Source organism: Thalassococcus arenae (assembly GCF_019104745.1).
In the GTDB taxonomy this organism is placed as follows: Bacteria; Pseudomonadota; Alphaproteobacteria; order Rhodobacterales; family Rhodobacteraceae; genus Thalassococcus_B; species Thalassococcus_B arenae.
This window is the reverse complement of sequence record NZ_JAHRWL010000004.1, coordinates 57,600-76,595: the sequence shown is the minus strand read 5'-3', so window position 1 is coordinate 76,595 and position 18,996 is coordinate 57,600. Positions and strand designations below refer to the sequence as shown.

The window sequence follows — 18,996 nt, the reverse complement described above, 5'->3', positions numbered from 1 at the left end:
CCGCGTCGGCGCCTTGATCCAGTCGACCCGACCCGCCTGCTCGCCCCAGAACCCCTCCGGATCCGAAACCGACGCCGCATACAGCGCATCGTACTTCGCCGCGTCAACATGCGCTCGGGTCACCGTTTCCCGAGATGGGGCATAGGTGTCAGACATGGTCGTTCCTCCCTTTGACACAGGAAAACCGGCCCGCAGGGATTGCGCAAGCTGACTTTGGTCGCACTCCCGGCGCGCCGCCGGATCAGATGGCGAGGTATTCGGCGCGCAATTCGGCGTTGTCGAGAACCTCGGCCGCGGTGCCGTCGAAGACGATCGAGCCGGTGTCGAGGATGATCGCCCGGTCGGCCAGCTGCAGCGCGCGCACGGCGTTCTGTTCGACGAGAACCGTCGTCATGCCCTGTTCCTTGATGTGGCGCAGGGTCTTTTCGATCTCGTCGACGATGACCGGCGCCAGGCCTTCATAGGGTTCGTCGAGCAGCAACACCTTGATGTCGCGTGCCAGCGCGCGGGCGATCGCCAGCATCTGCTGTTCGCCGCCCGACAGGGTAACACCCTCCTGGCTGCGGCGTTCGCCGAGGCGCGGGAAGAGATCGTAGAGGCGTTCCAGAGACCAGCCGACCGGCGGGGCGATCTGCGCGAGCTTGAGGTTTTCCTCGACCGTCAGGCCGGGGATGATCCGTCGATCCTCGGGCACCAGGCCCAACCCGGCGGTGGATGCCTGGTAGCTGGTCATCTTGTGCAAGGGCTGGTGATCCAGCCAGATTTCACCATGCTGAACCTGCGGGTGATCCAGCCGCGCGATCGAACGCAGCGTGGTGGTCTTGCCCGCACCGTTGCGACCCAGCAGGGCCAGGATCTCGCCCTCGTGCACGTTGAAGCTGATGCCCTGCACGATGTAGCTTTCGCCGTAATAGGAATGCATGTCCCAGACGGACAGAAACGCCGGTGCCGTTTCGGCCTTGTTGGCGTTCTTGGAGAAATCCGGACGAACGTTCATTGTGGTCTCTCCTTATGCGCTTTCGCCGAGATAGGCTTCGCGGACCTTGGGATGGCCCTTGATCTTTTCCGGCGTGTCCTCGACCAGCGGTGTGCCCTGGGCCAGAACGGTGATCCGGTCGGCGAGCGAGAACACCACATGCATGTCGTGTTCGATGATGGCGATGGTGATGTCGCGCTCGTCCTTGATCTGCTTGAGCAGGTCGATCGTGTTGTTGGTGTCGGCACGCGCCATGCCGGCGGTGGGTTCGTCCAGCAGCAACAGCTTGGGCTTCTGGACAAGGCACATGGCCATTTCCAGGCGGCGCTTGTCGCCGCGGGACATCGCGGCGGAATGCATGTTGCGCTTGTCGGCCATGTTGACCTCGCGCAGCATTTCTTCGGCCTGTTCCCGCAGCTCTTTCTCGCTTTCGACCGACTCGTAGGCGTGCAGTTTGAACGATCCGTCGCGGCGGGCGAAAAGCGGGATCATCATGTTTTCCATCACCGTCAGATCGCCGAAGATCTCGGGGGTCTGGAAAACGCGGCTGATGCCCATCTGGTTGATCTCGAACGGCGTGCGGCCCAGCACGGACTGCCCGTCGAACATCACCGATCCGGTATCGGGGATCAGCTTGCCGACCAGGCAGTTCAGCAGCGTGGACTTGCCCGCACCGTTCGGGCCGATGATGGCATGGCAGATGTTTTCCTGAATGCTGAGGTTCACGTTTCCGAGCGCCTGCAGCCCGCCGAACCGCTTGTTGACGTCCTTGACTTCGAGGATACCCATTGCCCGGTCTCCTTATTCTGCGGGCTCGGTGCGGGCCTTGGACGTGTCGTCCTTGGCCTTTTTCCGGCGGAAGAGGTTGAGGATGCGCTGGCCGCCCTCGACCAGGCCACCGGGCAGGAAGATCACGACCAGCATGAACATGATGCCCAGGGTCAGATGCCAGCCCTTGCCGATAAAGGGGTGGACCAGCGTCACCATGAGGTCTTCCACGCCATCGGGCATCCAGGCGAACCACTGGTGCAGGATGTTGTCGTTGATCTTGGAAAAGATGTTTTCCATGTACTTGATCGCACCCGCACCCAGTACCGGGCCGATCAGCGTCCCGGCACCGCCGAGAATGGTCATCAGAACAACCTCGCCCGACGCGGTCCACTGCATGCGCTCGGCACCGGCCAGCGGATCCATCGACGCCATCAGGCCGCCGGCCAGGCCGGCATACATGCCCGAGATCACAAAGGCCGCCAGCGTGTAGGGGCGCGGGTTCAGACCGGTATAGGTCAGGCGCTGCTGGTTCGACTTGACCGCCCGCAGCATCATGCCGAAGGGCGACCGGAACAGCCGGATGGCCAGGTAGAACGTGATCAGCATCACGACGGCGCAGACGTAGTAGCCGAAGTTGAACTGGAACTGCCAGGCGCCGACATCCAGCGTCTGGGTCGCGCGCATCGAATAGCCGAACAGGTGGGGCATGTCGGGCATGCCCGCGCTGTGGAAGATCTGCGGATCGTTGGCATAGACCTGAAGGCCGGTTTCGCCGTTGGTCAGGTTGAACTTGGGGTTCGACAGAACCGAATAGGCCAGGGCAAAGGACATCTGCGCGAAAGCCAGTGTCAGGATCGAGAAATATATCCCCGACCGCCGCAGCGACACGTAGCCGATGAACAGCGAAAACAGGCCCGCGATGACAACGGCCAGCGCGATGCCGGGCAGGATGTTGTAGCCCAGCAACTTGAACATCCACACGCAGCTGTACGATCCCACGCCGAGAAAGGCCGCGTGACCGAAGGACAGGTATCCGGTCAGGCCGAACAGGATGTTGAAGCCGATGGCGAAGATGCCGAAGATCACGAAGCGCTGCATCAGGTCCGGGTAGCCGGCGTTGAACTGGGACAGGCTGCTGGCCGCCGGGAAGGGGTTCAGCAGGAACGGCGCGCAGAGCGTCAGGATCGCGACGACGATCAGCAGCGTGGTGTCTTTCTTGTCGAGACCGAGCATGTCTTAGTCCTCCATCACGCCTTTGCGTCCCATCAGACCGCGCGGACGCGTCAGAAGGACGATGATGGCAACGAGGTAGATGATGATCTGGTTGATGCCGGGGATCGTCGTGGTGGCCCAGGTGGTCGAGGCAAAGCTTTCCAGGATGCCCAGCAGGAACCCGGCCAGAACGGCGCCCGGAAGCGACCCCATCCCGCCGACGACCACGACGACGAAGCTGAGCACGAGGAAATCCATGCCCATGTGGTAATTCGGCGGGTTGATCGGCCCATACATCACGCCCGCAAGCCCTGCCACTGCGGCGGCGACGCCGAACATGATGGTGAAGCGGCGGTCGATATTGATGCCCAGCAGACCCACGGTTTCGCGATCGGCCATGCCAGCGCGCACCACCATCCCGAAGGTGGTGAATTGCAGAAAGGCGAAGACCGCGAAGATGATGATCGCTGCAAAGCAGAAATAGGCGATGCGCCAGACCGGATAGGCGATGTCCATGCCGATCAGCATGCCGATATTGGCCACGCCCGACATCGCGGACGGAGCCGGCGTCTGGATCGGGTTGGCGCCGAAATAATACTTGACGATTTCCTGCAGCACGATCGCCAGGCCGAATGTCACCAGGATCTGGTCGGCATGGGGGCGCTTGTAGAAATGCTTGATCAGACCGCGCTCCATCGCCAGGCCGATCAGGATCATCACCGGGATCGCCAGCAGGATGGCCAGCGGCACAGACCAGTCGATGATCGCGCCGCCCAGCTCTGGTCCGAACCAACCCTCGATATACGGCGTCTGCACTTTCAACGGGTTGCCGAGAAAGTCGGTCTTGGTCTCGTCGATGGTCTCGAAGCTCAGCGACAGAAGACGCTGCAGCGAAACGGCGCAGAAGGCGCCGATCATGAACAGCGCGCCATGCGCGAAATTCACGACACCGAGCGTGCCGAAGATCAGCGTCAGCCCGAGCGCGATCAGCGCATAGGCCGAGCCCTTGTCGAGTCCGTTCAGGATCTGCAGGATGATGGCGTCCATGGCCCCCACCTATGGGTTTCGTGTCTGACAGGGATATTCCGTCGGGCGCACCCGCGGAAAGCGGGCAGGGCGCCTGATGCGCCCTGCCACGTCGGTCAACGGCTCATGCGCCGGGATTGCATTCGCCCAGGGTCGCTTCCGGTCCGCCGAACATCGGGTGATCGGGCGCGTAGGTGACCTGTTCGACGGGCGTGATCTCGACGATTTCCAGCGTGTCGTAGGCGCTGGTCGGGTTCTGCGCACCGCGCACGACCAGAACGTCCTTGAAGCACTGGTGGTCTTCGGCGCGGTACAGCGTCTTGCCGTTGCCCAGGCCGTCGAACTCGAAGCCTTCCAGGGCCTCGACCACACCGCAGGGGTTGAACGTGCCGGCGCGTTCGCAGGCGTCGGCATACAGCAGAACCTGGGCATAGCAGGTCTGGGCCGAGTTCGACGGCGGCTTGCCGTACTTCTCGCCGAACGACTTGACGAACGCCTTGGAACCCTCGTTGTCGAGCTGCCAGTTGTAGTTCATCGAACCCAGCACGCCCTTGATGTTCTCGCCGGCACCGGCGGCCATCAGTTCGGAATAGAGCGGCACGACGATCTTGAAGTCCTTGCCGTTGGCCTGCTTGGACAGCAGGTCGAACTGGATCGCGTTGGTCAGCGAGTTGACCATGTTCCCGCCGTAGTGGTTCAGGACCAGCACGTCGGCGCCCGAGTTCAGAACGGGTGCGATGTAGGACGAAAAGTCGGTCGAGGCGAGCGGGGTCTTGACCGTGTTCACGGTTTCCCAGCCCATGGCTTCGGTCGAAGCCACGATCGATTCCTCCTGGGTCCAGCCCCAGTTGTAGTCGGCGGTCAGGTGATAGGCGCGACGATCACTGCCCATCTCCTTGGCCAGCACCGGCGCCAATGCGGCACCCGACATGTAGGCGTTGAAGAAGTGGCGGAACCCGTTGGCCTTGCGGTCCTTGCCGGTGGTGTCGTTGGCGTGGGTCAGGCCGGCCATGAAGATGATGCCGGCGTCCTGGCACAGGCCCTGCACGGCCACGGCGACGCCCGAGGACGAACCGCCGTTGATCATGATGGCGCCGTCTTTTTCGATCATCGACTTGGCCGATGCGCGCGCCGCGTCCGATTTGGTCTGGGTGTCGCCGGTCACGAAGGTGACTTTCTTGCCCAGGATGCCGTTGCCCTTCAGCGCCTTCGACGTGAAGGTGTTGAGGCAGCCGCCGTCGCCTTCGCCGTTCAGGTGCTCGACCGCCAGCTGCTGCGCCAGCAGTTCATCGGCACCTTCGTCGGCATAGGGACCGGTCTGCGGCACGTTGAAGCCCAGCGTCACGGTCGATCCGGTGGGTGCGTTTGTATAGCCCTCGTGGCTGGCGGCCGACAGATACGTCGGCAAGGCCAGGCCCGAGCCCGCCAGGGCTCCGGTCTTGAGCACGCCGCGACGTGTCAGGTTGCTCTTGGACATGAAATCCTCCCGTTGTCATGAGATGCGCGCAAAGGCTCCTCATCCATGCGCGCGGGCACTGTCGTGCAAAAGCAATATTCCGCTCAACAGGAAAATTTCGCAACAAGTCGTTTTTTACAAAGCATTTTCTTGTCAATGTATGCAAAGTAAATCAACCTCAGCTGTAAACGTCTTTATGTCGCGCCGCAGAAAGGTGTTGAAAACACAGGGGAAAGCCCATGGCACGGGACACGCTGACAGGGTCGCGCATCCGCGAAAGGCGGATCATGCTGGGGATGAAACAGGCCGAGCTTGCCCGCAGAGCGGGTATTTCCGCCTCGTATCTCAACCTGATCGAACACAACCGCCGCAGAATCGGCGGCAAGCTGCTGCTGGTCATCGCCAACGCCCTTGGCGTCGAGGCCGCGCTGCTGACCGAAGGTGCCGAGGCGACATTGATCGCCACGCTGCGCGAGGCGGCCCTGGACCACCGCGGCGCCGGGGCAGAGATCGACCGCGTCGATGAATTCGCCGGCCGGTTTCCCGGCTGGGCCCGCTTGATCGCCGACAGCCGGACCCGGATCGGCGCGCTGGAACGCGCGGTCGAAACGCTGACGGACCGCATGACCCACGATCCGCATCTCGCCGCCTCGCTGCACGAGATGCTGTCGACCGTGACGGCGATCCGGTCGGCGGCGTCGATCCTGGCCGAGCCCGGCGAAATCGCACCGGAATGGCAGGCGCGTTTTCATCGCAACATCTACGAGGACAGCGAAAGGCTGGCCGAAACCAGCCGTGGACTTGTCACCTATCTCGAGGCCGAGGGCGAGGCGATGGCCGAGACCGGCGCCCCGCAGGAGGAGATGGATGCAGCGCTTGCCGCGGTCGGATTCCGCTTTGATGCGCTCGAGCAAGGGCAGGATCCGGCGACAGCCGTGGCTGCGATCGAAGATGGCGCATCGGTCACGCTGACGGCGCCGGCGCGACAGCTGCTGCACGGCTGGGCGCAGCGCTATTCCGGTGACGCCGCGGCCTTGCCCACGCCCGTGCTGCAAAGCGCGCTGGCCGAGATCGGCACCGATCCGTTCGTTCTGGCCGATCATCTGGGGGTCGAGCCCGCGCGGGTCATGCGCCGGATGGCCGCCTTGCCGGGGGACGCGCGCGCCGGCGCATTCGGGCTGGCGATTTGCGACGCCTCTGGTGTGCTGACCTATCGCAAGCCCTTGCCGGAATTTCCCATGCCGCGCTTCGGTGCAGCCTGTCCGCTCTGGCCGCTCTATCGTGCCTTGTCGCGTCCGATGTCGCCCCTGTCCACCGCGGTGGAACAGCCGGGGCAGGAAGGGCGGGGATTGATCGCCGATGCCATCGCCGTGCCAAGCGGTCCGCACCGTCCCAACCGCGAACCGGTCTTCGAGGCCTACATGCTTTTGCGGACCGAGGACATTGACGAAACCCGGCCGCCACTGGAGGTCGGCCTGAATTGCCGGATCTGTCCGCGTGCCGCCTGTGCCGCGCGGCGCGAACCGTCGATCCTGGCCGGTGCCGCCCCACAGGTTCTTTGACAGCGCTTCCGGAATGGACGTAACATTCGTTCGTCGCAATGCGCGGGCGCGGACGAATGCGCATCGGCACGGGAGGTTGCGTCCATGGCCGGACATGTCGTGCTCATCGAGGATGAGCGCAATATCATTGAAGCGATCAGCTTCATCCTCTCGCGCGAGGGCTGGCGCGTCGATGCGCATTCCAACGGCGAAGACGCCGCCGAGGCCGTGCGCAAGGCAGAACCGGATGTCGTGATCCTGGATGTCATGTTGCCCGGGAAAAGCGGCCACGAAATCCTGCGCGAACTGCGGGACGATCCATCCACCGCCAGCGTGCCGATCCTGATGCTGACGGCGCGTGGTCAAAGCAAGGACCGCGAATTGGCCGAACGGGCGGGCGTCAGCCGGTTCATGACCAAGCCGTTCTCGAATGCCGAGGTGCTCGAGGCGGTGCGCGCGCTCACGGCGTCATGAGCCGAGATACCGACGACTGGACAGGCGCGCCGCTATTCGTCGAGCGCCGCGCCTATCGCCGGCGCCGGGCGGCGGATGCCGCGCGCGCACTGCCGGTTCTGGCGCTGTTCCTGTGGATGCTGCCGCTGTTCTGGCGCCTTGGTACCGATGACGTCATGGTGTCCGGCGCGCTTGTCTATATCTTCGCGATCTGGATCGGCGTGATCGTCGCTGCGGCGGCTCTGGCCTTTCGCATCGCCCCCGAACGGCAAGGCGACGTCGCCAGCGACAGAGACGAGGACGGGCCGTGACGATCCTCAATACGCTGATCGTCGTTTGCACGGCCTATGTGTTTTTCCTGTTTGCCGTCGCATTCGTGGCCGAACGATCGGCCCGGCGTGGCCAGGGTCGCTGGTTGCGGGCGCCGATCATCTACACGCTTTCCTTGTCGATCTACTGCACCGCCTGGACGTTCTACGGCGCGGTCGGGTCGGCGGTGCGCGGCGGTCTGGAATACCTCACGATCTACCTGGGGCCGACCATCGTACTGGTCGGATGGTGGTGGGTTCTGCGCAAGCTGGTGCGTATCGGCCGGTCGCAGCGCATCACGTCGGTCGCCGACCTGGTGTCGTCGCGCTATGGCAAGTCCACGCTGCTCGGGGTGGGGGTGACGATCCTCGCGGTGATCGGCACGACGCCTTATATCGCGCTGCAGTTGCAGTCGGTGACGCTGAGCTTCGACGTCTTCGCGCCAGCGGTCGAGGGCGGCGAGAGCACCCAGAGCTACACGGCGATCTGGGTGGCCGTCGGCCTTGCGGTTTTCACCATCCTGTTCGGCACCCGCAATCTCGATGCCAATGAACGCCATCACGGCGTGGTCATGGCCATCGCGGTCGAAGCCATCGTCAAGCTGGCCGCGCTGCTGGCCGTCGGCGTGTTCGTGGTCTGGGGAGTGTCGGGTGGCGTTGCCGAAACGCTCGAACGGATCGACGCATCCGAGATCGGCATGTGGGAGGTGTCCGGCGGCCGCTGGGCGGGGCTCACGCTGCTGTCCGCGGCGGCGTTCCTGTGCCTGCCGCGGATGTTCCAGGTGCTGGTGGTCGAGAACGACAACGAGGCGCAGCTGCGCATGGCGTCCTGGGCGTTTCCGCTGTACCTGATGCTGATGAGCCTGTTCATCGTGCCGATCGCGGCGGTCGGGCTCGACCTGCTCCCGGCAGGCAGCAACCCGGATCTCTTCGTGCTGACCGTTCCATTGTCGCAGGGCCGGGAATCGCTTGCCGTGCTGTCCTTCCTGGGCGGCTTCAGTTCGGCAACGTCGATGGTGATCGTCGCGGCCATCGCCTTGTCGACGATGGTGTCGAACCATGTCGTCGTGCCGATCTGGCTGCGCCTGTCGGGCATCGGCGCCAGCGTGTCGGGCGACGTGCGCGACGTGGTGCTGCTGTCGCGGCGGCTTTCCATCGCCGGGGTTCTGCTGCTGGGCTATCTCTATTACCGGTTTTCCGGTGGTGGCGCGGCCCTGTCGGCGATCGGTCTCATCTCGTTCACCGGTGTGGCGCAAGTCCTGCCGGCGATGCTGGGCGGCATCTTCTGGCGGGGTGCGACGCGGATCGGGGCCCTGGCGGGCCTGACGGTGGGTTTCGGCATCTGGCTGTACACGATGTTCCTGCCCAGCTTCGGCCCCGGAACCATCGTTCCGATGTCGGTGATGGAAAACGGGCTGCTGGGTCTGGCCTGGCTGCGGCCCCACGCGCTGTTCGGAATCGACGGGTTGGATCCCTTTCTTCATGCGCTGTTCTGGTCGATCTCGCTCAACACCGTCGCGTTTTTCACATGCTCGCTTCTCACTTTCCCAGAACCGCTCGAGCGATTGCAGGGTGCGCAATTCGTGAACGTGTTCCAGCATTCGGGGGCGGCGCGCAGCTGGTCGGGTGGCGCGGCGCAGACCGAGGATCTGATGATCATGGCGCAACGCATCCTTGGTGCGGACCAGGCCCAGACCCTGTTCCGCCGCGAAGCCCGCAAGCAGGGTTTGCCGAACGGCCTGCCGGAACCGTCGCCCGCCTTTCTCGAAACGCTCGAGCGCGAACTGGCGGGGTCGGTCGGCGCTGCCACGGCGCATGCGATGGTCGGCCAGATCGTCGGCGGCATGTCGGTTTCGGTCGAGGATCTGCTGGCCGTGGCCGACGAAACGGCACAGATGATGGAATACTCGGCCCGTCTCGAGGCGCAGTCTCAGGAATTGACGCGCACCGCCGGGCAATTGCGCGAAGCCAATTCCAAGCTGACCCGTCTTTCGGTCCAGAAGGACGCCTTTCTCAGCCAGATCAGCCACGAATTGCGTACGCCGATGACCTCGATCCGGGCTTTCTCGGAAATTCTGCGCGACAGCGACGCGCTGTCACCGGCGGAGAAAAGCAAATACGCCTCGATCATCCACGACGAGGCGATCCGCCTGACACGCCTCCTGGACGACCTGCTGGATCTCAGCGTGCTGGAAAACGGCCAGGTCAGCCTGAACCTGCGCGAGGGCATGCTGGATGCCGTTCTGGATCGCGCCGTCGCCGCGGCTGTGGCAAAGGACGAGGCGCCCCGGCTCTTGATCCGCCGGGACGCCGAAGCCGAACGGATCTGGTTGCGCACCGACCTCGACAGGCTGGCGCAGGTCTTCATCAACCTCATCGCGAACGCCCGGAAATACTGCGATGCGAAACAGCCGGTGCTGGATATCCGGATTTCCCGCGGCGCCGATGGCCTGGTCGTCGATTTCATCGACAACGGATCGGGCATATCCGAGGATCAGCAAGACATGATCTTCGAGAAATTCGCGCGCGTCAGCGACCAAAAGGCCGGCGGAGCCGGACTGGGTCTGGCGATATCGCGGCAGATCATGGCGCGCCTGGGCGGCGGTATCGTGTATCTCAAGGGACAGAAGGGTGCGGCCTTCCGTGTCTCGCTGCCGGCGGACCTCGCCATCGCTGCGCAATAACGGCGTGTTCGCCTAAGCCGCTTGTTAACCAAATCGCTGCATAAGCAAAAGCGACGGCGGCAAAGGACGGGCGTTTTTCACGATGGCTGAGGCTGAGCGACAGGGTGTTCTGGGCCGCAAGGCGCAGGCAGCACGCCGCGCGCACGAGGCCCGCGCCATGTCTCCGGGCAAGGCGCTGCGCCGGGCCATGGCGCGCACCGCGGACGTGCTTTGGGGCCTCGCGCTGATGGCGCAGGACGATCACCTGGTCGATTGCGACCAGGATGGCGTGGTCCACGCGATCGACGGCGACCATTTGCTGATGCTGCTGGACGGGCCCGACGGTCTGCCCGGCGTGGTCAGCGTGGACCGCGCCGCGATGACCGCCATGATCGAAGTGCAGACCCTGCGCCAGGTCACGCAATTGCCGTTGGACGATCGCCCGATGACCCAGACCGACGCCGCGATGCTGGCGCCCTTTGTCGATGGTGTCCTGGCGCGCATGGCCGACTACCTCGAAGGTGACCCGATGCAGTCGGCGACTGCCGGGTTCCGGTTCGGCGCCCTGATCGAAGACGCACGCGCCGCGTCGCTGTTGCTGGATGCGCCGGGGTACTACCTGTTCCGGGTCGATGTGGACCTGGCCCTTGGCCGCCGGCGCGGCACGATCCAGGTGGTTCTACCCAAACGGCCGGTCTGTGCCGGGCAATCCGCGGAAGGGGATGGCGACGAAAGTGCAGGACCTTACAGCGATACGCTGATGCAGGTCCCCGCGCGTCTCGAGGCCGTTCTTGCACGAGTGCCGGTTTCGCTGGACACCGTACAGACGCTGGCACCGGGCGACCTGATCGAATTGCCCGCCGATGCGCTGGACGGCCTTGTCCTGCATTCGCGCTTCGGCGATCCGGTCGCGGGTGGGCGCCTGGGCCAGCTCAACGGCATGCGGGCGGTGCGTCTGACCTGGCCGCTGGCCGAAGGCGCGACCGAAGCGGTCGACCCGGCCGGCCTGGTCGACGAACCGGGCGAAACGCCGAAACTCGCGCCACCGGACCAATCGGCAAAGCCTGTCGAAGACGTCCAGATCGATCCCACGGCCTCTGCAAACGTCCCCGTGCCCGCTCCGCAAACCGACGGCTTCGACGTTGCGGATTTCGACCTGGGCGAATTCGCCTTCGACGTCGCACCGCTCGAGGAAACCTGAACCGCGTCAAATCGGCTTGTTCTTCAGGCGGACATGCTGTCCAGCGCCGGGCGCAACCCTGCCAGGTCATAGCCCGCACGTGCCGTGGTCGCGAGGATCTCGTCGGTCGGCATCTTGCCCGCTTGTCCAAGCGCCCAGACCACCGAACACCGTGTGCCCGATGCGCAATAGGCCAGCACAGGGCCCAGTGCCGCGTCGACCAACGCCGCCTGCCGCGCGACGTTTTCGGGCGTCATCGTCTGGTGGGTCAGCGGCAGCACCTCGAACGTCAGACCCGCTTTTCGGGCCGCCGTGCCGATCGCGTCGGCCTGGTGGCTGGGCGGCACTTCGGCATCGGGGCGATTGCAGATGATCGTTGTGACACCGGCCGCCTTGAGCGCGGGGATGTCCTCGGCCGCGATCTGCGGCGAGACGTGGTATTTCGGGGTGATCTGACGCATGTCCATGTCCGTTCCCTTATTCCGCCGGCACTGCCCTGTCCATCCGCGACCGCAGCGCCGGGGCCACCAGCATGCCACCGATCATCGCGGCCAGGAAAACGAAAAGCCCCGGTCCGCCATACGAAATCGCGGCGATCGACGGTCCCGGGCACAACCCGGCCAGTCCCCAGCCGATCCCGAACAGGATCGAACCGGTGATCAGCTTGCGGTCGATCTCGGTCGAGGGGGTCGGCGGGAACGCGGTTCCCAGAACCGAGGTGACATGCCGCCGCGTGATCTGCCAGGCAATGGCCATCGGGATCAGCGCGCCGCCCATGACAAAGGCCAGCGTCGGATCCCAGTCGCCGAACACGTCCAGCCAGCCTTGGACCTTGGTGGTGTCGGTCATGCCGGACACGAACAGCCCGGCGCCGAACAGCCCGCCGGCCAGGAATGCGAATAGATTGCGCATCTCAGATCACTCCCAGCAAGTGACGGAACAGCACGACGCCGATGCCCCCGGCAAAGATGTACAGGCCGGTGGCCGCGAAACCCCGAAGCGACAGCCTCGACATGCCGCAGACGCCATGCCCCGAGGTGCAGCCGTTCGCCAGGCGCGTGCCGATGCCCACCAGCAGGCCCGCCGCCGCCAGCACGACCCAATTGTCGGTGATGTGCGTGTCGACCGAACCGTAGAGCGGCATCAGCAGCACCGGCAACAGCATGACGCCCAGCAGGAAACTCAGCCGTTCCCATTTCGTCGACAGCCCCGAGCCATCGACGAGCCCGCCGATGATGCCCGACGCACCCATGATGCGGCCGTTCACCAGCAAGTAGGTCGCACCGCCCGTGCCGATGAGCAAGCCGCCCACCAGGCCCCAGATCCAATCCTGTTCCATGTTTCGCGTTTCCTTGAATTTTGCACCCCCGACGCGGCGGGGGCTGGGCCGGTCAAAGCTTGTTGACCGGCACCTTGAGAAAGACATCACCCTTGTCGTCGGCCGGCGGCATCCGGCCCGCCCGCATGTTGACCTGAAGCGACGGGATGATCAGCTTGGGCATCGCCAGCTTGGCATCGCGTTCGTTGCGCATCTTGACGAAATCCTCTTTCGATGCACCCGAACCGATATGGATATTGGCCTTCTTCTGGTCGCCCACCGTGGTTTCCCACTGGTACTGCTCGCGGCCCTCGGGCAGGTAGTCGTGGCCGACGAAAATGCGCGTTTCGTCCGGCAGCGACAGGATCTTCTGCACCGAGTCGTACAGGGTTTCCGACGACCCGCCGGGAAAGTCGCAGCGCGCCGTGCCGAAATCGGGCATGAACAGCGTGTCGCCGACAAATGCCGCGTCGCCGATCACATAGGTCAGGCAGGCCGGCGTGTGGCCCGGCGTGTGCAGCACGTCGCCGCGCAACTGGCCGATGTGAAAGCTGTCGCCCTCGCGGAACAGCCGGTCGAACTGCGACCCGTCGCGCTGGAATTCGGTGCCTTCGTTGAAGACCTTGCCGAACGTGTCCTGCACCACGGTGATCCGATCGCCGATTCCGATCTTGCCGCCCAGTTCCTGCTGGATATAGGGCGCCGCGGACAGGTGATCTGCATGGACGTGGCTTTCGAGAAGCCATTGAACATCATAGCCTTTTTCCTTGACAAAGGCGATGATCGCGTCGGCCGACCGGGTGTCGGTGCGGCCCGACGAATAATCGAAATCCAACACGCTGTCGATGATCGCGCAGGCCGATCCCGACGGGTCTCGGACAACGTAGGAAATGGTGTTGGTCGCTTCGTCGAAGAAGCCGGTCACTTCGGGTGTCATCATGGCTCATACCTCCGTTTCGGCATTCATATAATAAATCATGAATATGTTGCAAGCCTTATCTCGGATTGACCTGCGTCAATGTCCGAAATCTAGCTGCGTGCGACCTTTTTTCCCGAAATTCTGGAGGACCGCAGATGTCGCACCACACCTACAAACTTGCCATGCTGAAACGGCTTCGCGAACTGGGCGTCCGGCTCGAAGAGATCGAAGATGCGCTCGAGACGCCGCATGACAAGGATTGGGACGACGACGCCGCCGAACGCGCCGGTGACGAAGTTCTGGAACGGCTCGGTGAAAGTGGACAGGCAGAAATCAGCCGCATCCAGAACGCGCTGAAACGCATGGTCGACGGAACCTATGGAATCTGCGTCTCCTGTGGCGACGATATCTCGGAAGCCCGGCTTTCGGTCTTGCCCGAAACCCCGCTGTGCAAGTCCTGCGCTGCAAAGGGTGACAAACGCCCGTGACAATCGCGTAATAATAAGAAAAAGAATCAACTGGGAGGAGAATAGTAGATGACCCAAGACATCTTGAGGCGAATAGAAGGGCTGCGCGTCGAACTGAACGGCGCATGCGGCACGCATCGCGAAGCGCTTCTGGACAAGCTGGAGCAGGCGGTCGCCGTGTTGGACTCGACGGGCCGCGTCGCCCCGGCCTGGGCGCGGGCAAGGTTGGCGGATCGCATCGATGAAGCGGTCGAAGAGCAATTTGACAACATGCCGGTCTGATGCCGCTTCGCCCCCGTGTAGTTCTTGCCTTGTGGATAAGTTTGCCGTCTAATGCCTGAAACCGCGCGAACGGGGCGCGGGCAAAGCGGCATTCGGCCCGTCGGCCGGAACAAAGGCAAAGAGCAGACGGATGACGGAGTTGGTCGGATACGCGGTGCGTGATGGCATTGCGTATCTCGAAATCGACAATCCCCCTGTCAACGCGCTCTCGCGCGACGTGCGCCTGGCGCTGCTTGACCTTCTAGACACCGCGGAAGAGGACGACACGGTCGATGTGATCGTCCTGCTGGGCGCCGGGGCCTCCTTTCCTTCGGGCGCCGATCTGCGGGAACTGGAAAAACCGTTCGAGCCCCCCAGTCCGGCCGAGTTGTGCGAGCGGGTTGCACTCAGCGACAAGCCGGTGGTGGCGGCCCTGCACGGAAATGTTCTGGGGGCCGGCTTCGAACTGGCGCTCGCGGCGCATTACCGTGTTGCCTTGGCAGGAACGCGCGTGGGGATGCCTGAAATCAAGCTCGGTCTGATGCCGTCGGCGGGTGGCACGCAACTACTACCGCGCTTCGTCGGGGCGGGCACGGCACTGGACATGTTGCTGTCGGGCCAGGCCTTTCCGGTCGACCGCATGCCGGGCCGTGCCTTTGTCGATGCAGTGGGCGATGGCGCGCTGATGGATGCGGCGGACCGCTATTGCGCGAAACTGGTCGCCGATGGGGCGGGCCCGCGGCGCAGCGCCGACCGGCGCGACGGGCTTTCCGACGCGGCGGCCTTCCAGGGTGCGATCGCCGACCGGCTGGCACAGGTCGACGCTTTGCCGGATGTCGCGCCGCGCGAGATCGTCAAGGCGGTCGAAGCGGCGGCGCTGCTGCCCTTCGAGGCCGGAATTGCCTTCGAGGAAGCGGCGTTCCAGACCTGCCAGTCGCATCCCCAGGCCGCCGCCCTCAGCCACATTCTGCACGCCGAACGGCGCGCCGCAGCGGTGCCTTTGCCGCAGGGGCAGGCCCTGCCGGAGCTGACCCGCGTGGGCGTTCTGGGCGGTGGCCCGCTGGCCGCACAATGCGTCGTCGCCTGCCTGCAGTCGGGGCTTGGCGTCAATTGGGGCATACGTGACCCCGAGAGGCTGCGCGAGGGTGTCGAGCAGGTGACCGCCGCTCTGCAGCAGGGCGTCGCCGGGGCCGCCGATCCAGGCACGATGCTGGGCAGGCTGCGGTCGGGCAGCAGCGAAGACATGGTCGGTGGCGCCGATCTGCTGATCCACGCGGCACGCGGTCAGGGCGACGTGCCCGCCCCGCACGACCTGGTGAGGATCGTCGCGATGGCGTCGCGCGTCGACGGGATCGGCCTGCGCTTTGCCGCGCCGGTCCAGACCGGGCGGCTGGCCGAAATCGTGCAGGGCCCGGATTGCACCGCACCGCAACTGGCGGCGGCCCTTGCGCTGGTCCGCAAGCTGGGCAAGCAGCCGGTTCTGGTGCGTTCGACCGGCGACAGCGTGGCGGGCCGGCTGATCGCGGCGGCGCATCGGGCGGCCGACGCGCTGGTCGATGCCGGCGCCAGCCCCTTCGCGGTCGACCGGGCGTTGAAGGAGTGGGGGTGGCCCCGTCCGCTGTTCCAAAGCCGCGATGTCGTCGGGTTGTCCGAACTCGCCCCGGCGCCGCGGGCCGAGGGCGCGCGCAACTGGTCGCAGGTGCTGGTGGCGGCGGGTCGGGCGGGCCGCGCGGGAACGCCGCCTCAGGGCTTTTACGACTGGAGCGGCGGGATCGCCCGGGCCGACCCCGCACTGGATCACCTGATCGACGAAATGCGCCCGCGGCGCGACTGGGCCGCGGGTGACATCGCCCGGCTGGTCATCGGCGCCATGGCCAATGAAGGCGCGCGCATGGTGGCCAGCGGCATGGTGCGCAGCGCCGCCGATGTCGACGTGGTGTCGGTGCATGCGCTGGACATACGGCGCTTGCGCGGCGGCGTGATGAAGGCGGTGTCGCAGGACGGCATCTTTGCCACCGCCACGGCGATGCGGCGCCTCGACCATCCCGATCGCGGTTTCTGGGAACCGGCGGCGATCTGGGCGGACTTGGCCAAGAACGGCCAGACCTTCGACGATCTCGTCGCGCCCCGCCGCGCGGCCTGAGCGTCAGCCCAGGAAGATCCCCAGGATCACCAGCATCAGGCCCAGCACCGACAGCATCAGCGCGGCCATGTTCAGCGGCACGACCTTCTGCACGACCGCGCGCAGGTCTTCGTCGGGCAATCCGGCCTTGCGGGCCTTCCAGACGCGCAGGATGCACCAGACCAGGCCGACCAGCCCCACCAGCGACAGCGCCGCGCCGCCCCAGATCAAAGCCTGCATCGGTGTCACTCCTGGTTTTGTTGCCCGCATCGGGCGGTAAAGGATGGCGGCGCGTGCCGCAACCCCTTGATGGGCGTGAGCGGCAGCGCTAGGCAGGCGCGGCAAACGGCAGGAGAGCGACATGGACGATCAGCAGGGCGGTTCGGATACCGGGCGCGAATACGGCGTGGCGGCGGGCGAGCTGCGGCAATTCATCGAACGCTTCGAACGGCTGGAAGCCGAGAAAAAGGACATCGCCGACCAGCAGAAAGAGGTGATGGCCGAGGCCAAGGCCCGTGGCTATGACACCAAGGTGATGCGCAAGGTCATCGCCCTGCGCAAGCGCGAGCCCGACGACATCGCCGAGGAAGAGGCGGTGCTCGAGATGTACAAATCCGCGCTCGGCATGGCCTAACCGGCCGCCGGCAACGACAGTTCAGACCGACAGCCGCGCGCGTTCGTCTTCCAGCGCGCGCGGCTTGTGCCGGGCCGCACGCAGGGCCGTTGCGGGATCGGCGCCGGCGACCGCGGCGGCGGCGACCCGGTCCAGCGCATAGGTCTCGACCGTCGCGACACCCTTGAGCGCCGCGCGCGCCAGCGCCATCGCGGCCAGGTACAGACCCTGCGAGCCGACAACCCCCGCGCCGCTGGCCGGGGTTCCGGCGGCGTTGCTTTCGCAGGCCGCGACGCTGTCGGACAGATAGGTGCGGCACAGCAGCGGGCGGGATTCGTAGATCCGGCAGGACTTGGTTTCGGGGTCCAGCGCGGCGCAGGCCTGCGGATGCCAGGCCCGGCCATCGGGCTGACCGGCGAAGGGCGCCAGCGCCTCGGCAACCTGGTGCGCCTCGGCCCGGGACACCAACCCGCCATCGGCGCCGTTCAGGATGCAGCAGAACGCGCAGCCATTGCCGCAGGCCGCCGTCGCCGCCGGACCGGCCGGATTGGCAAAGACACGATCCAGATCGGCTCCGGCCATGCGCAGGGCCGCCATCCCCGAGGCCAGCTGGCGCACCAGGTCCGCGAAAGGCACGCCGTGGCTGCGCGCGGTGTCGCAATAGATCAGCAGCAGCTTGCGCGCGCGCTCCACCGTTGCGGATTTGTGTCCCGGCAGGCGCACCCTGGTCAGCACACGGATCAGCGCAGGGATATCCCGGGGCGCCGCGCTCATGGGGCGATCACCGTCACGCCGGGCATGCGCTCGATCTCGAACAGGTCGTCTTCGTAAAGCTCGGTCAGCATGTCGACATAGGCCTCGTCCCAGCCCGGCAGGTCCAGTTCCTGCTCGATCTCGTCCTCAAGCGCATATTTGTCCAGAAACGCGGTCATCACCCGGCGCTTCTGCCGTTCGTTGATGTCGGGGTTTTCCTTGAGGAATGCGCGGAACCGCTTCATCCCTTCGGGCTTGATGATGTTCGAAAACACCTCGAAGGCGCCGGTGATCTTGCGGGTCAGATCGATCCCCGCCGCTTCGCGGATGACCTGGCCCCAGATCAGCGGCGTGTCCTCGTTGCACCAGACGGTGATCGGCACGTCCGGCGCGGCCAGCCGCATCCGCTGGATCAGGTCCGACCAGCGCAGATGCAGCGGGTCGACGCCGCCCAGGAATTCGGCGAAATCGGTGTGCGGCGTGGCGGCATAGACCGCGGGCAGATAAGTGGCGGGGTTGCGCAAACCCACGAACACCTCGAGTTCGTCGCCGCGGAACAGCTCGGCCATGGTCTGCACGCGGTTCTCGGCATGGCGATAGATCTTGCCGCCCGCCAGCGCCAGTTTCGGCACCGACAGGATGTTGGGATGGCTGAGCACCAGCCGGTCGACATAGCCCGGGTCGTTGTCCAGCAAAGCGTCCAGCAACACTTCGCGCGCCTCGTCGGTGGGCTGCGTATCGGACAGCGAATTGACCAGGTCGCTCAGCAATTGGCGATAGCGGCTGGGCCCGGGAATGGCCACGCCATCCGCGCGAAACGCTTCGGTGTTGCGCAGCATCGTCTTCAGGAACAGATCATCGTCAGTGCAATGCACGCCGATATGAAGAATTACCTGCATGTCCGGGTCTTTTTGTCAGCTCGTGGCTGCACTATAAGCGCATTCGGGCCGAGGAAAA

The 18,996-nt window shown here is 64.9% G+C and carries 22 protein-coding genes; 9 read left to right on the top strand and 13 right to left on the bottom strand.

Annotation, left to right across the window (positions count from 1 at the left end; translation table 11 throughout):
* The 6 genes from KUH32_RS18395 to KUH32_RS18370 all read right to left on the bottom strand — a co-directional run.
* Positions 1-156: acetyl-coenzyme A synthetase N-terminal domain-containing protein (locus KUH32_RS18395; RefSeq protein ID WP_217780132.1), on the bottom strand; the 156-nt coding region annotated here is incomplete at its 3' end.
* 85 nt (positions 157-241) lie between these two features.
* Entirely contained in the window at positions 242-997 is a 756-nt protein-coding gene (locus KUH32_RS18390; protein WP_217780128.1) for an ABC transporter ATP-binding protein, read from the bottom strand.
* Positions 998-1,009: 12 nt separating this feature from the next.
* Positions 1,010-1,765, bottom strand: coding sequence for an ABC transporter ATP-binding protein (locus tag KUH32_RS18385; protein ID WP_217780127.1), 756 nt, complete (start codon positions 1,763-1,765; stop codon positions 1,010-1,012).
* Between the two features lie 12 nt (positions 1,766-1,777).
* The gene (locus KUH32_RS18380) at positions 1,778-2,980 is read right to left on the bottom strand and encodes a branched-chain amino acid ABC transporter permease (RefSeq protein WP_217780126.1); all 1,203 of its coding nucleotides are present in this window, start codon (positions 2,978-2,980) and stop codon (positions 1,778-1,780) included.
* A gap of 3 nt (positions 2,981-2,983) precedes the next feature.
* Positions 2,984-4,006, bottom strand: coding sequence for a branched-chain amino acid ABC transporter permease (locus tag KUH32_RS18375; RefSeq protein WP_217780125.1), 1,023 nt, complete (start codon positions 4,004-4,006; stop codon positions 2,984-2,986).
* Between the two features lie 103 nt (positions 4,007-4,109).
* Positions 4,110-5,462, bottom strand: coding sequence for a substrate-binding protein (locus KUH32_RS18370; protein WP_217780124.1), 1,353 nt, complete (start codon positions 5,460-5,462; stop codon positions 4,110-4,112).
* A 218-nt stretch (positions 5,463-5,680) separates the two neighbouring features.
* On the opposite strand from KUH32_RS18370, the gene KUH32_RS18365 reads away from it, so the two are divergent.
* The 5 genes from KUH32_RS18365 to KUH32_RS18345 all read left to right on the top strand — a co-directional run bounded on the left by KUH32_RS18365 (position 5,681) and on the right by KUH32_RS18345 (position 11,607).
* The gene (locus KUH32_RS18365) at positions 5,681-7,003 is read left to right on the top strand and encodes a helix-turn-helix domain-containing protein (RefSeq protein WP_217780123.1); all 1,323 of its coding nucleotides are present in this window, start codon (positions 5,681-5,683) and stop codon (positions 7,001-7,003) included.
* 84 nt (positions 7,004-7,087) lie between these two features.
* Positions 7,088-7,456, top strand: coding sequence for a response regulator transcription factor (locus tag KUH32_RS18360; protein ID WP_217780122.1), 369 nt, complete (start codon positions 7,088-7,090; stop codon positions 7,454-7,456).
* On the top strand, positions 7,453-7,746 hold the full coding sequence (locus KUH32_RS18355) for a hypothetical protein (protein WP_217780121.1): 294 nt from the start codon (positions 7,453-7,455) through the stop codon (positions 7,744-7,746). Before KUH32_RS18360 ends, KUH32_RS18355 begins: the two co-directional genes overlap by 4 nt.
* Positions 7,743-10,427, top strand: a complete 2,685-nt coding sequence (locus KUH32_RS18350; RefSeq protein WP_217780120.1) for an ATP-binding protein — start codon at positions 7,743-7,745, stop codon at positions 10,425-10,427. Before KUH32_RS18355 ends, KUH32_RS18350 begins: the two co-directional genes overlap by 4 nt.
* A gap of 82 nt (positions 10,428-10,509) precedes the next feature.
* Positions 10,510-11,607: a flagellar motor switch protein FliM gene (locus tag KUH32_RS18345; RefSeq protein WP_217780119.1), complete on the top strand. Its 1,098-nt coding sequence runs from the start codon at positions 10,510-10,512 to the stop codon at positions 11,605-11,607.
* A 23-nt stretch (positions 11,608-11,630) separates the two neighbouring features.
* On the opposite strand, the gene KUH32_RS18340 is transcribed toward KUH32_RS18345, so the two are convergent.
* From KUH32_RS18340 to KUH32_RS18325, 4 genes are read right to left on the bottom strand one after another with little or no spacing between them, the layout of a single operon-like run.
* A complete protein-coding gene (locus KUH32_RS18340) occupies positions 11,631-12,053 on the bottom strand; it encodes a protein tyrosine phosphatase family protein (protein ID WP_217780118.1) in 423 nt (140 codons plus the stop codon).
* Positions 12,054-12,063: 10 nt separating this feature from the next.
* Positions 12,064-12,498 (bottom strand): DUF6691 family protein, encoded by a 435-nt coding sequence (locus KUH32_RS18335; protein WP_217780117.1) that lies wholly within the window; start codon positions 12,496-12,498, stop codon positions 12,064-12,066.
* A gap of 1 nt (position 12,499) precedes the next feature.
* Entirely contained in the window at positions 12,500-12,925 is a 426-nt protein-coding gene (locus tag KUH32_RS18330) for a YeeE/YedE family protein (protein ID WP_217780116.1), read from the bottom strand.
* Between the two features lie 52 nt (positions 12,926-12,977).
* Positions 12,978-13,841: an MBL fold metallo-hydrolase gene (locus KUH32_RS18325; protein ID WP_217780131.1), complete on the bottom strand. Its 864-nt coding sequence runs from the start codon at positions 13,839-13,841 to the stop codon at positions 12,978-12,980.
* Between the two features lie 137 nt (positions 13,842-13,978).
* On the opposite strand from KUH32_RS18325, the gene KUH32_RS18320 reads away from it, so the two are divergent.
* From KUH32_RS18320 to KUH32_RS18310, 3 genes are all read left to right on the top strand, one after another.
* Positions 13,979-14,311 carry a TraR/DksA family transcriptional regulator gene (locus KUH32_RS18320; RefSeq protein ID WP_217780115.1) on the top strand — a complete coding sequence of 111 codons (333 nt, stop codon included), beginning with the start codon at positions 13,979-13,981 and terminating at the stop codon, positions 14,309-14,311.
* A gap of 48 nt (positions 14,312-14,359) precedes the next feature.
* Positions 14,360-14,572 carry a hypothetical protein gene (locus tag KUH32_RS18315; RefSeq protein ID WP_217780114.1) on the top strand — a complete coding sequence of 71 codons (213 nt, stop codon included), beginning with the start codon at positions 14,360-14,362 and terminating at the stop codon, positions 14,570-14,572.
* A gap of 130 nt (positions 14,573-14,702) precedes the next feature.
* A complete protein-coding gene (locus KUH32_RS18310; protein WP_217780113.1) occupies positions 14,703-16,694 on the top strand; it encodes an enoyl-CoA hydratase/isomerase family protein in 1,992 nt (663 codons plus the stop codon).
* A gap of 3 nt (positions 16,695-16,697) precedes the next feature.
* Here KUH32_RS18310 and KUH32_RS18305 read toward each other — a convergent pair whose 3' ends face one another.
* The gene (locus tag KUH32_RS18305) at positions 16,698-16,913 is read right to left on the bottom strand and encodes a hypothetical protein (RefSeq protein WP_217780112.1); all 216 of its coding nucleotides are present in this window, start codon (positions 16,911-16,913) and stop codon (positions 16,698-16,700) included.
* Positions 16,914-17,034: 121 nt separating this feature from the next.
* Here KUH32_RS18305 and KUH32_RS18300 point away from each other — a divergent pair, with 121 nt between their 5' ends.
* Entirely contained in the window at positions 17,035-17,307 is a 273-nt protein-coding gene (locus tag KUH32_RS18300; protein ID WP_217780111.1) for a DUF2312 domain-containing protein, read from the top strand.
* A gap of 21 nt (positions 17,308-17,328) precedes the next feature.
* Here KUH32_RS18300 and KUH32_RS18295 read toward each other — a convergent pair whose 3' ends face one another.
* Together KUH32_RS18295 and KUH32_RS18290 are read right to left on the bottom strand one after the other, a co-directional pair.
* Positions 17,329-18,060, bottom strand: a complete 732-nt coding sequence (locus tag KUH32_RS18295; RefSeq protein ID WP_217780110.1) for a YkgJ family cysteine cluster protein — start codon at positions 18,058-18,060, stop codon at positions 17,329-17,331.
* Positions 18,057-18,938: a hypothetical protein gene (locus KUH32_RS18290; RefSeq protein WP_217780109.1), complete on the bottom strand. Its 882-nt coding sequence runs from the start codon at positions 18,936-18,938 to the stop codon at positions 18,057-18,059. Before KUH32_RS18290 ends, KUH32_RS18295 begins: the two co-directional genes overlap by 4 nt.
* Positions 18,939-18,996: the final 58 nt, after the last annotated feature.